This window comes from Bradyrhizobium sp. CCBAU 11361 (assembly GCF_028128935.1).
GTDB classification, from domain to species: Bacteria; Pseudomonadota; Alphaproteobacteria; order Rhizobiales; family Xanthobacteraceae; genus Bradyrhizobium; species Bradyrhizobium niftali.
Map to the genome: position 1 here is coordinate 221576 of NZ_LBJZ01000001.1, position 12411 is coordinate 233986.

General features: G+C 66.1%; 11 protein-coding genes. 2 read left to right on the forward strand and 9 right to left on the reverse strand.

The annotated features are described in order from the left end of the window. Window positions 1–59 precede the first annotated feature (59 nt). From XI08_RS00965 to XI08_RS00985, 5 genes are read right to left on the reverse strand one after another with little or no spacing between them, the layout of a single operon-like run. The gene (locus XI08_RS00965; protein WP_271572960.1) at window positions 60–1667 is read right to left on the reverse strand and encodes an ABC transporter ATP-binding protein; all 1608 of its coding nucleotides are present in this window, start codon (window positions 1665–1667) and stop codon (window positions 60–62) included. Further along, window positions 1664–2476: an ABC transporter permease gene (locus tag XI08_RS00970; RefSeq protein WP_271572961.1), complete on the reverse strand. Its 813-nt coding sequence runs from the start codon at window positions 2474–2476 to the stop codon at window positions 1664–1666. The genes XI08_RS00965 and XI08_RS00970 overlap by 4 nt, the downstream gene beginning before the upstream one ends. Beyond that, window positions 2473–3417 (reverse strand): ABC transporter permease, encoded by a 945-nt coding sequence (locus tag XI08_RS00975; RefSeq protein ID WP_271572962.1) that lies wholly within the window; start codon window positions 3415–3417, stop codon window positions 2473–2475. The genes XI08_RS00970 and XI08_RS00975 overlap by 4 nt, the downstream gene beginning before the upstream one ends. Before the next feature lie 9 nt (window positions 3418–3426). Continuing rightward, window positions 3427–4992 (reverse strand): ABC transporter substrate-binding protein, encoded by a 1566-nt coding sequence (locus tag XI08_RS00980; RefSeq protein ID WP_271572963.1) that lies wholly within the window; start codon window positions 4990–4992, stop codon window positions 3427–3429. After that, window positions 4992–6152, reverse strand: a complete 1161-nt coding sequence (locus XI08_RS00985) for a C45 family autoproteolytic acyltransferase/hydolase (protein ID WP_271572964.1) — start codon at window positions 6150–6152, stop codon at window positions 4992–4994. The genes XI08_RS00980 and XI08_RS00985 overlap by 1 nt, the downstream gene beginning before the upstream one ends. Before the next feature lie 100 nt (window positions 6153–6252). Between XI08_RS00985 and XI08_RS00990 the strand changes: the two genes are divergently transcribed. Both XI08_RS00990 and XI08_RS00995 read left to right on the forward strand, forming a co-directional pair. Further along, complete coding sequence (locus tag XI08_RS00990) at window positions 6253–7164, forward strand: GntR family transcriptional regulator (RefSeq protein ID WP_271572965.1); 912 nt, start codon at window positions 6253–6255, stop codon at window positions 7162–7164. 24 nt (window positions 7165–7188) lie between these two features. Beyond that, window positions 7189–8529 carry an aspartate aminotransferase family protein gene (locus XI08_RS00995; protein WP_271572966.1) on the forward strand — a complete coding sequence of 447 codons (1341 nt, stop codon included), beginning with the start codon at window positions 7189–7191 and terminating at the stop codon, window positions 8527–8529. 16 nt (window positions 8530–8545) lie between these two features. Here the strand turns inward: XI08_RS00995 and XI08_RS01000 are convergent, their stop codons facing one another. From XI08_RS01000 to XI08_RS01015, 4 genes are read right to left on the reverse strand one after another with little or no spacing between them, the layout of a single operon-like run. Continuing rightward, window positions 8546–9529: an ABC transporter ATP-binding protein gene (locus tag XI08_RS01000; RefSeq protein ID WP_027548941.1), complete on the reverse strand. Its 984-nt coding sequence runs from the start codon at window positions 9527–9529 to the stop codon at window positions 8546–8548. Further along, window positions 9526–10515, reverse strand: coding sequence for an ABC transporter ATP-binding protein (locus XI08_RS01005; RefSeq protein ID WP_027548942.1), 990 nt, complete (start codon window positions 10513–10515; stop codon window positions 9526–9528). The genes XI08_RS01000 and XI08_RS01005 overlap by 4 nt, the downstream gene beginning before the upstream one ends. Before the next feature lie 19 nt (window positions 10516–10534). Further along, a complete protein-coding gene (locus XI08_RS01010) occupies window positions 10535–11458 on the reverse strand; it encodes an ABC transporter permease (protein WP_027548943.1) in 924 nt (307 codons plus the stop codon). After that, window positions 11455–12396 carry an ABC transporter permease gene (locus XI08_RS01015; RefSeq protein WP_027548944.1) on the reverse strand — a complete coding sequence of 314 codons (942 nt, stop codon included), beginning with the start codon at window positions 12394–12396 and terminating at the stop codon, window positions 11455–11457. The genes XI08_RS01010 and XI08_RS01015 overlap by 4 nt, the downstream gene beginning before the upstream one ends. Window positions 12397–12411: the final 15 nt, after the last annotated feature.

A 12411-nucleotide genomic window follows, 5' to 3' on the forward strand; every position in this document is an offset into this window, starting at 1 on the left:
ATGCCGCCGGGTTCAAGACCTGGATCGATCGGCAGAACGCTTCATACGCAAGATCCCGCTTAGCCCGAGGCGCGCGCAGTTGCCGCCCCAGCAAAGTCCAGCACGGGCGCGGCCGCGAGCAGCGCCTTGGTGTAGTCATGCTGCGGACGATCGAAGATCTCGTCACGCGATCCCTGCTCGACGATCCGCCCGCCCTGCATCACCACCACCCGGTCGGCGACCTGCTCGACGGCGGCGAGATCATGGCTGATGAACAGGCAGGCGAAGCCGTATTGCGCCTGGAGCCGCTCGAACAGCTTCAGCACCTGGGCCTGGATGGTCATGTCGAGCGCCGAGACCGGCTCGTCCGCCACGACGAAGGCCGGCTCGCGCACGATGGCACGCGCAATCGCGATCCGCTGGCGCTGACCGCCGGACAATTCATGCGGCCAGCGCTTGCCGAGGCCCACAAGCCCGACCTCCTCCAGCATCGCTTCCATGCGCCTGTCGCGCTCGCTCGCCGTCAACTGCGGCACGTGGCGCAGCGGTTCGGCGACGATCTCGCCGACGCGCATCCGTGGATCGAGCGAGGAATAAGGATCCTGGAACACCAGTTGCGAGGCGAGGCGAAAGTCGCGGTCGACACTTGACGTGACGTCCCTGCCCCGGAACCTGATCTCTCCGCCCGAGGTCGGAATGAGACGCAGCATGGCGCGGCCGAGCGTGGTCTTGCCCGAGCCGCTGCCGCCGACCACCGCAACCGTTTCGCCGGCGGCGATGTCGAGATCGACGCCGTTGACGGCCGGGACGCCGGCATCGCGCCGGAACAATCGCTGCCGCCCGGCGAAGCCGACCTTGAGGCCCCGTACGCTGACGAGGGGTTCGCCGGCCTGCCGCGCCTTGGTCGTGGTGCCGCGGCGCGGCAAGGCCTCGACCAGCCGTTTGGTATAGGCTTCGCGCGGCGAGGACAGGATTTGCCGCGTCGTTCCGGTCTCGACCATCCTGCCCTGGCGCAACACCAGCGCGCGCTGCGCATAACGCGACACAAGGCCAAGATTGTGGGTGATCAGCAGCACCGACGTGCCGTGATCGCGGGCGAGCCCGACCATGAGGTCGAGCACCTCACGCTGGGTCAGGGTGTCCAGCGCCGTGGTCGGCTCGTCCGCGATCAGCAGCTTCGGTTTCAGCAGCATCACCGAGGCGAGCATGATGCGCTGGCGCATGCCGCCGGAGAATTCGTGCGGATAGGCATCAAAGGTCCGCTCGGGATCGCGGATCTGAACCCGCGCGAGCATATCGAGGCAGCGGCGCCGGATCTCGCGCTTGCCAAGCCGCTCATGCAGGCCAAGCCCCTCCGCCATCTGCGCGCCGACGCTGATGGCGGGGTTGAGTGAGACCATCGGCTCCTGGAACACCATGCCAACGGTCGGCCCGCGCAGCGCCCGCATCTGTCGCGCAGAGACGCTGGCGAGGTCGATGCCGTCGAGCACGATCCGGCCGCCAGCCTGGCGAAGACCTGATGGCAGCAGGCCGAGCACGGCGCGCGCGGCCGCCGTCTTGCCACTGCCGGATTCGCCGACGACGGCGAGGAACTCGCCACGCTCGACCGCGAAGGAGACGCCCTCCACGATCACGGCCTTGCTGGCCGATACTTCGATACGGAGATCCTCGACCGACAGCAGCGTCATCCGTGCGCCATCCTGGGGTCGAGGCGATCGCGCAAGGAATCGCCGAGCAGGTTGATGCCGAGCAGCGTCAGCGCGATGCAGAGGCCCGGCGCGATCGAGAGCCAGGCCGCCGTCTCCATGAACGGACGGCTCGCCGCCAGCATGTTGCCCCAGGTCGGTGCCGGCGGCGGCACGCCGAGGCCGAGGAAGCTCAGCGCGCTCTCGGCCAGCAGCACCCAGCCGAACATGCTGGTTGCGAGCACCGCAACCGGCGCAATCGCATTCGGCATCACATGGCGGATCATCGAATAGCCCTCGGAATTGCCGATGACGCGCGACGCCTCGACATACTCCTTCTCGCGGATCGATAGCACCGTGCCACGCACCACGCGGACGACCGACGGGATATAGGCAAGACCCAACGCCAGAATGAGCCCGACCTTGTTGGCGCCGACCACGATCATCACGGCCAGCGCCAGCAGGATGCCGGGGAAGGCGAGCAGCGCGTCATTGACCGCCATGATGACGCGGTCGACCCAGCCGCGGATGTAACCGGCCGTGCAGCCGATCACCATGCCGGCCGCAATCGCCAGCATCACCGTGACCAGCGCAATCACGACGCTGGCGCCCGCGCCGACCATGATGCGGCTCAGCACGTCGCGGCCGAATTCGTCGGTACCGAGCCAGTGAATGGGCGACGGCGCCTGAAGCCGCGCGCGCAAATTGATGCGCAGCGGATCGAACGGCGTCCAGAAGGCTCCGGTGACGGCCGCGCCGAGCAGGAGCGCCATCAACGCGCCGCCGATTGCGGTGTTGGCGCGCATCCTCATGCCACCGTCACCCTGGGATCGAACAGCGGGTAGCAAAGATCGACGATCAAATTGACCACGACGTAGATCACGGCAGTGAACAGCAGACAGCCCTGCACCACCGGATAGTCACGTGCAAAGATCGAATCGACCAGGAGCCGGCCAAGGCCGGGCAGAGTAAACACGGTCTCGATCACGGCGATGCCGCCGAGGAGATGGCCGAGCACGAGGCCGATCAGCGTCCAGGTCGGCGCGAACGCGTTGGGCAGGACGTGCCGGGCAAGCACGCGCCATTCCGGTACGCCCTTGGCGCGCGCATGCGTGACATATTCTAGCCTGAGCACCTCGATGGAGGCGGCACGTGCCATGCGCGTGAGTACGCCGATCTCGACCATGGTGAGCGTCGCGATCGGCAGCACGATGAAGGTCGCCGCCTGCCAGAAGTTCTCCGCAAACGGCACATAACCGATCACCGGCAGCCATTTCAGCTTGAGGCCGAACAGGAGCAGCAACAGCAGGCCGAGCCAGAAGCTCGGGATCGACAGCAGCAGCGTGGCCCCGCCGACGACGGAGAGATCGAGCAGGCTGTTCTGCTTCCAGGCCGCAACGAGACCGGCCGGGACGGCGATACAGGCGGCCGCGGCAACCGCCACCAGCACGATGACCGCGCTGACCTGGAACCGGTCGAGGATCAGCGGCAGCACCGCGAGATTGTTGGTGATGGAGTGCCCGAAATCGCCGGCCGCAAGCTTGGCGATCCAGTGCATGAACTGCACCGGAATCGGCTGGTCGAGCCCGAGCTGCATGCGGAGCTGCGCCGCCTGCGCGGGGTCGGCGGCATCGCCGAGCATCACCTGCACGGGATCGCCGGGGATGAGGCGGACCAGCGCAAACACGGCGATCGCGACCAGCAGCAGCGTCGGGATCGTCATGGCCAGCCGTCTTGCGAGGTAACCCAACATGGCGCCGCCCTACTCGACCGTGACACCCCAGAACCGCGGCTGCGGATACAGCCAGCCGGCATAGCCCTTGATGCCCTTGCGCAGCGCCGTCAGCTCGGCGCCGTTGAACAGCACGATCATCGGCACGTCGGCGATGAAGCGCTTGTGCATGTCGTCGAACAGCGCCTGCCGCTTCGCGGGATCGTCGATCATCATCGACTGGCGCAGCATGTCCTGCGCCTGCGGATTGTCCCAGACCTTGCGCGGCTGCGTCGCCTTCGGCCCGGTCAGCATCTCGAAGCTCAAGGAGGGATCGAGCCGCGCCGAATAGGTAAAGGCCATCGACTGGTAGTCGCCGCGGTTGTAGCGATCGAGCTGCGCCGCCCAGTCCATCACCTCGAGCTCGATATTGATCCCGACGGTCTGCGCCATCGCCTGCACCAGCACGGAGGAGTCGAACACGAAGCTGTAGCGCTTGTTGGTGATCATCTTGACCGGCTGGCCGCGGTAGCCGGCCTCCAGCAGCAGCTTCTTGGCTTCCGCGATATTCTGCGCATAACCGTGCGACTGCGCCTCGCTATAGAACGGGCTGCCGAGCGGCAGCGCGGAATTGTTCGGACGCGCGGTGCCCATCATCACGGCATCGACGATCTGCGCGGTGTCGATCGACAGCGCGATGGCGCGGCGGATGCGCACGTCCTTCAGCAACGGGTCTTTGGTCTGGAACAGGATGCCGGTGAGGCCGAGCGCGGGCGTGATGCTGAGCTGCACCTCGTGACGCGATTTGAGCTCCTCGAGATCGGGGATCGATAGGCTCATGATGACGTCGAGCGAGCCGCTGAGCAGCCCCGCCTTCGCGGCAGAGCTGTCCGGGATCACGTTGAAACGCACGCGATCGACCTTGGCGTCCTTGGCACCGGTGTAGCCGTTACGCGGCTCGCTGCGCGAGACGTAGCCGTCGAAGCGGACGACATCGACATATTGTCCGCGCTTCCACTCGGCGAGCTTGAACGGGCCGGTGCCGATCGGGGCGATCCACTTGCCGTCCGCGCCGACGGAGTCGCGGTGAATGATCGCGGTCTGGCCGCAATCGGGCCGCGCCACAGTGGGGAGGAACAAGGCGCTCGGCTGATCGAGCGTGATGGCGACAGTTTGCGGGTCCGGCGCCTCGATCTTCTCGATCAGCGCGATTCCGGTGGCGCTGAACTCGGACAGGCAGCGCCATTGCGTTGCCGGGTCGAGCCAGCGCTTCAGCGACCACACCACGTCATCCGCGGTCATGGTCGCACCATTGTGGAACTTGACGCCCTGCCGCAGGCGGAACGTGTAGGTCTTGCCGTCGCTCGAAACGCTCCAGCTGTCAGCCAGCATCGGGCCGATCGAAGTATCGTCGCGGAACGCGACCAGCCCTTCCACCACATGCGCGATCACGCCGTCGGTGTTGGCATCGCGATTGGTACCGGGATCGGTCGACCGGATATCGGCGTTGAGCCGCGTCCGCAGCAAGGTTTCAGCGCCGGCCTTCCCCAGCATGGCCAGCAGGGCCAAGGCGGCGAGACCAACCGCCCATACCGGCGATGGCCGACGCCGCCGCATCACGCCGCCCCCGCCGCGGCCGACCGCTCGAACGCGGCGCGCCCGATCTCGTCGATCTCGAGCCGGTAGCTGGTGAACTCGCGATTGAGCGCCGGCAGCGGCGCCACCTGCATCAGCCCGCTCGCCGGCTCCATCAGGATCATCGCCACGGTGGCGCTGAGATTGTTGCTGAGGTTGCGGCGCGGCGGGCGGCACACCGACCAGGGATAGGCGAACTCGTCGAACAGCGCATTCTTGACGGTGTCGAAGGTGATGCTGCCGATGTGCGGCTGAAGCAGATCGCGAACGCGGATGTCGCGGTAGAGACTGTCAGGCGTATCCTGGATGCCGGCGTCCTTGAGCTTGCCGAGCGCAACCGGGCTCACGAAGTGATTGGCGTGCACCAGCAGGCCGTTCTGCGGATGCACCTGAAAGGTCTCATCCGGCGCACATTCGAAATCGATCGCCACGCCCTCGCGATGGCTGACGATCATGTTGTTGGCCGCCGACTTCCTGGTGCAATAGACGGCACGCATCGCGAGCGCGAGATGCTCCTGCTCCAGCACCTTGCGCCGGATCAGCGCCAGCGGCACGCCGACCTGGCGATAATCACGGTCACTTTGGAGATAGTTCGCGGTGATCGCGATCCCGACAGCGTTGAAGCCACAACGACCGAGGGCGCCGGCCTCGGTGAAGGTCATGAGATCAGGACCGTCATCGCGCCGCACCCTAAGCACTACCGCGGTCTCCGCGCATTCGCGCTTCCAGTCCCAGTTCTGGGCATGGATCAGGCGACCATTGGCGGTCGCCGCCGGCAGCGCAACGACGCCGGTGCAGCCGTCGGGCTCGTCGGGCGTCTTCAGCCGCGCGCGGATGGCCGGGTTGGCAAGCTTGATGATCTCGGTGCGGGCGTTGAGCAGGACGACGTCCTCGAACGGAACGTCGGCGCCTTCGGCGATGCCGCGCATCTCCTCGATATAGCTCGGCTCGAACGCCTCGATGACGGGCAGATAGTCGCGCACCAGCGCGGCCACGCCCTTCGCATCGAGCGAGAGCTCCTTCAACTGCGCGAAGTAATGGGTCGTCCCCTTCTTGATCCGGCCCGCCGCCTTCTGCCCGTACTGACGTCCACGCTCGCGCGGAGGACCGGAGATTTCGATGAGGGGAAAGGGCTCGACCATGGGACGCCAAATTCCTTCTTGAAGTTCCTTTTGCCTTCCGGCGAAGCCTAATGTATTTTGTGATGACATGAAACAAAAATCTTCAGCCTCGAAATCGACCTTGGAAAAAGCGTCCCCAAGCCGTCTTCAGCGCGAACTGTCCGCCGGGATCATGAACCTGATCCGGAGCGAACAGCTCGCACCCGGAACACGTCTTGCCGAAGTTGCGCTGGCCGCGCGCCTCCAGGTCTCACGCACGCCGGTGCGCGCCGCGCTGAAGTTCCTGGCACGACGTAAGCTCGTCCACGCCGGCGCCAGTCGCGGCTATTTCGTCGCCGAGACCACACCTGCCCCGCACAAGACGCCGCCGAAGCCAAGCCCCGACGATACCGACCGGTTGTTCCTCGCCATCGCGCGCGATCGCCGCGCCGGCCGGTTGCCCGATGAGGTTTCGGAACGCGACCTGATGCAGCGCTACGATGCGACGCGGCCGATCGTGCAGCGCGTCCTCACCAGGCTTGCCGAAGTTGCCGCAGTCCAGCGCAAGCCGGGACATGGCTGGCGCTTCCAGCCCACCCTCGCAGATTCACAGGCGCGCGACGAAAGCTATCGCTACCGTTTGCTGATCGAGCCTGCGGGCCTGCTCGAACCAGGATTTCAGCTCGATCCGGCATGGGCCGCCGAGATGCGCCGCCGTCATCAGGAGATGCTGGCGATGCCGTGGAGCGACACGGTCAGCATCGCGCTCTACGAGATGAACGCGGCCTTTCACGAAGGCCTCGCCGCCGCGTCGGGCAACCGCTATCTGCTGGTCGCGGTTCAGCAGCAGAACCGGCTGCGGCGCTTCGGAAACTACGACTGGACCTTCGGCCATGAGCGCGTGATCGTGAACTGCCGCGAGCATCTCGCCATCCTCGACCAGCTCGAAGCCGGCCAGAACGAGGCCGCCGCCGCCCTGCTGCGCCGGCATCTCGAAGGCGCCGCCAAGCTCAAACGCAGCCCCGCCAATTCCGCTCCGTCAAAATCCTCCTGAACACGTACAAGAGTTGTCATGCCCATGAGCGCCTTCGCTTCCTCCAACAGCCCCCTCACCCGCGAGGCCATGGAGCCGTTCTGGCTGCCGATGACGCCGAACCGGCAATTCAAGTCGAAGCCGCGCATCTTCGTCGCCGCCGAGGGCATGCACTACGTCACCGATGACAACAGGCGCATTCTCGACGGCATGGCGGGGCTGTGGTGCGTGAACGCGGGACACGGGCAGCGGCGCATCGTCGATGCGATCCAGGCGCAAGCGGCGAAGCTCGATTTCGTCTCCTCGTTCCAGATGAGCCATCCGGCCGCCTTCGAGCTTGCCCGGCGCATCACCGAGATCGCGCCCGCGGGGCTCGACCATGTCTTCTTCACCAATTCGGGCTCGGAATCGGTCGACACCGCGCTGAAGATCGCGCGCGGCTATCACCGCGCCCGCGGCGAGGCCAGCCGGATCCGCTTCATCTCGCGCGCCAAGGCCTATCACGGCATGGGCTGGGGCGGCCTGTCGGTGAGCGGCATCGTCCGCCACCGCAGGGATTTCGGCCCGCTGCTCCCTGAAGTCGACCACCTCCCGCACACGCATGATCCGGAGCACATGGCGTTCTCACGGGGCCAGCCGCAATGGGGCGCGCATCTTGCCGACGAGCTGACAAAGCTGCTGCAAGTGCACGATCCCTCGACCGTTGCCGCCGTCATCGTCGAACCCGTGACCGGCTCCGGCGGCGTGCTGCCGCCGCCGGTCGGCTATCTCGAGCGGCTGCGCAAGATCTGCGACCAGCACGGCATTCTCCTGATCTTCGACGAGGTGATCACGGGGTTTGGACGCCTCGGCGCAGCATTCGGCGCCAACGCCTTCGGCGTGACGCCCGACCTCATCACCTGCGCCAAGGGCATGACCAACGCTGCCGTGCCGATGGGCGGCGTCATCGTCAGCGGCAAGGTCTACGACGCGCTCATGCAGGGGCCGGACAACGCGATCGAGCTGTTCCACGGCTACACCTATTCGGCCCATCCGCTCGCCTGCGCGGCGGGTCTTGCCGCGCTCGACGTGTACCAGGATCTCGACCTGTTCGGGCGGGCGCACCGCCTCGCGCCGGTTCTGGAAAACCACGCGCACGGCTTGCGCGACCTTCCCCATGTCATCGACATCCGCAACATCGGGCTGCTGGCCGCAATCGACCTGAAGCCGCGCGAGGGCGCACCGGGGGCGCGCGGCACTGAGTGCGCCAGCCGCTGCTATGAGGACGGCATCCTGATCCGCGGCAGCGGCGATACGCTCCTGGTCTCGCCACCTTTGATCATCACTGAGGAGCAGATCAACGACATCTTCACCGCCATCCGCCGGGCCCTGACCGCCATGGGCTGACGCCGTTTCCCGGGACTCATCCCGCCGGCAATGCATCCAAATGGCACGCCACCCATTGATCGCCTTCGGCGGCACGGAGCTGCGGCTCTTCCGTGCGACAACGGTCGAACACGTACGGACAACGGGTGTGGAAGCGGCATCCGCTCGGCGGATTGATCGGGCTCGGCACGTCTCCGCCGAGAATGATCGGGTTGCGCTGGGCACCCGGCTCGGGCAGCGGTACCGCCGAGAGCAACGCCTTGGTGTAGGGATGCCTTGGCGCGGCAAAGATCTCCCGGCGCGGCGCGACCTCGACAATCTTGCCGAGATACATCACCGCGACGCGATGGGTCATGTGCTCGACGATGGCGAGGTCATGACTGATGAACAGCAGCGCGAGGCCGAATTTCTGCTGGAGGTCCTGAAGCAGATTGACGATCTGCGCCTTGACCGAGACGTCGAGCGCGGAGACCGCCTCATCGCAGACGATCAGCTCGGGTTCGGCCGCGAGCGCCCGCGCGATCCCGATGCGCTGGCGCTGGCCGCCGGAGAATTCGTGGGGCCGGCGGTTCAGCGCCTCGCGCGGCAGACGAACGGTGTCCATCAGCGCCGTGACGCGCACCTCGAGATCTTCCGCGGATTTGGCGAGGCCGAAATTGCGGATCGGCTCCGCGAGAATGTCGCGCACGCGCATGCGCGGATTGAGGCTGGAGAACGGATCCTGGAACACGACCTGCACGCGCCGACGCATCTGGCGCATCGTGCTCGGATGCGCGTCGTCGATACGCTGGCCGTCGAGGATGACCTGGCCCGAAGTGATGTCGAACAGCCGCAGGATGGCGCGGCCGACCGTCGATTTGCCGCAGCCGGACTCGCCGACCAGCGACAGCGTCTCGCCGCGCGCAATCTCGAAGGACACGCCGTCGACCGCATAGACCCATTCGGACTTGCGCCCGAACAGACCCTTGCTGACCGGAAAATGCTTCTTGAGGTCGTTGACCTGGAGCAGAGGAGGACTCATGCCGCGACGGCTCCCTTGGCCGCGTAGTGACAGGCGGCGACGTGGCGAGGCGCCTTCTCTTCGAGCCCCGGTGCATATTGGCGGCAGAGATCGGTCGCGAGCGCACAGCGCCCGGCGAAGACGCAGCCAGTGATGGGCTTGCGGAGATCCGGCACCTGACCGGGAATCTCGGCGAGCCGTCTCGCGGTGCCTGTCAGCGACGAGCCAAGCCGCGGCACGGCGCCGAGCAAACCTTGCGTATAGGGATGCCGCGGCGAGCGAAACAGCTCGGCGACCGGCGCCTCCTCGACCTTGCGGCCGGCATACATCACCATGACGCGTTCGGCGATCTCGGCGACGACGCCGAGATCATGTGTGATCAGGATGATCGCAGCCCCGACCCGGCTCTTGAGGTCGAGCATCAGCTTCAGGATCTGCGCCTGGATGGTCACGTCCAGCGCGGTGGTCGGCTCGTCCGCGATCAGAAGTTTTGGATTGCACGCCAGCGCAACCGCGATCATCACGCGCTGGCGCATGCCGCCGGAGAGCTGGTGCGGATATTCGCGCACGCGCCGCTTCGGCTCGGGAATGCCGACCAGCGTCAGCATCTCGATCGCGTGCGCTTCGGCGGCCTGCTTGTCCAGGCCCTGGTGAATCATCAGCGTCTCGCGGATCTGGCGGCCGACGGTCAGGACCGGATTGAGGCTCGTCATCGGCTCCTGGAAGATCATCGAGATGTCGTTGCCGCGGATCGCGCGCATCTCGCGATCGGATAGTTTGAGCAGGTCCCTGCCCGCGAAGCGGATCGCCCCGGCAATCCTGCCCGGCGGCTCCGGGATCAGCCGCATCAGCGACATCGAGGTCACCGACTTGCCGCAGCCGGACTCGCCGACGATGGCGAGCGTCTCGCCTTCGTTGACATGGAAGGACACGCCGTCGACCGCGCGGTTGATTCCGCTGGGCGTCCGGAAGTGGGTCTGAAGGTTCTCGACTTCGAGCAACGCCATGGTGATCAGCCTCGATACATCAGAGGCTCTTGGCCATGCGCGGATCGAGCGCATCGCGAAGGCCGTCGCCGAGCAGATTCACGGCAAGCACGGTGACGGACAGGAAGGCCGCCGGAAAGAACACGATATAGGGCTTGACCTGCCACAGCGCGCGGCCCTCGGCCATGATGTTGCCCCAGGACGGAATGGTGGGCGGCGTGCCGGCACCGATGAAGGACAGGATCGCCTCAGTGATCATGGCACTGGCGCAGATATAGGTCGCCTGGACCAGCATGGGCGCGAGCGTGTTGGGCAGGATATGACGCAGGATGATCATCGGCGTGCGCGTGCCGCACGCCACCGCCGCATCCACGTAGGGCTGCTCGCGCAGCGACAGCACCACGCTGCGTACGAGCCGCGAGACGCGCGGGATCTCGGCGATGGTGATGGCCAGAATGACGTTGCCGACGCTGCCGCGCGTCAAGGCCATCAGCGCGATCGCCAGTAGGATCGGCGGGATCGACATCAGGCCGTCCATGAAGCGCATCAGGATGCCGTCGGCCCAGCGGACGAAGCCGGAGACGATGCCGATCGCAAGGCCAATAGCGGACGCGCATATCGCAACGGACAGGCCGACCGTAAGCGAGACCCGCGCGCCGAACAGCACGCGCGAATAGATGTCGCGGCCGAGCACGTCGGTGCCGAACCAGTAGTCCGCCGACGGCGCACGCGTGCGCTTGGCGGGCGCGAGCGCGGTCGGATCGACCGTTCCGAGATAAGGTGCGAAGATCGCGATCAGGACCAGCATCAGCAGCAGCGCGCCGCCGATGGCGACCGTCGGATGACCGCGCAGAAAGCCGATGAAGCCGCGCCGGATCTTGACCGGCCGAAGGATCTCCGGCAGTTGCGGCGCGAGGACGAACCCGGCCGGAAGCGATTGCGGATTGACGGTGGTGTCGGTCAATAGCGGATCCTCGGGTCAACGAGCGTATAGATGACGTCGATCATCAAATTGACGAGGACGTAGACGAAGCTGAACAGCAGCACGATGCCCTGGATGACGGGATAGTCGCGGCGCAGGATCGCGTCGATGGTGAGCCGGCCGAGGCCGGGAATCGCGAACACGCTTTCGGTGACGACCGCGCCGCCGATCAGGAGCGCGATGCCGATCCCGATCACGGTCACGATCGGCACCGCCGCGTTCTTCAGCGCGTGAACAAACAGGATGCCGCCCTGCCCGAGCCCCTTGGCCCGCGCGGTGCGGATATAGTCCTGCTGCAGCACCTCGAGCATGGTGGCGCGGGTGATGCGCGCGATCAGCGCGATGTAGACGCAGCCGAGCGCGACCGCCGGCAGAATCAAATTCTCCAGCCAGGGCCAAAAGCCCTGGGCAAGCGGCGTGTAGCCCTGCACCGGAAGCCATTCCAGTTCGAGCGCGAAGATGTAGGCAAGCATGTAGCCGACCACGAAGACGGGCAGCGAGAAGCCGAACACGGCAAAGCCCATGATGACGCGGTCGATCAGGCTGCCGGCCTTCCACGCCGCCACCACGCCGAGCGGCACCGCGACCACGATCGTGAGCAGCAGCGTGACGATCATCAGCGACAGCGTCGGTCCGAGACGCTGCCCGATCATCGTCGAGACCGGCAGATTGGTGAAGATCGAGGTGCCGAGATCGCCGTGCAGGATGCGCCAGACCCAGCTTCCGAACTGGATCAGGAACGGCCGGTCGAGACCGAGGCTCTGGCGGATGCGCTCCACATCCTCCGGGCTTGCCTGATCGCCCGCGATCACCACGGCCGGATCACCCGGCGCGATGTAAAGCAGGCTGAACACGAACAGCGCGACGATTGCCATCACCGGCAAGGTCGCGACGATGCGACGGAGGATGTAGGAGAGCATCTGACTTCAGTGCAC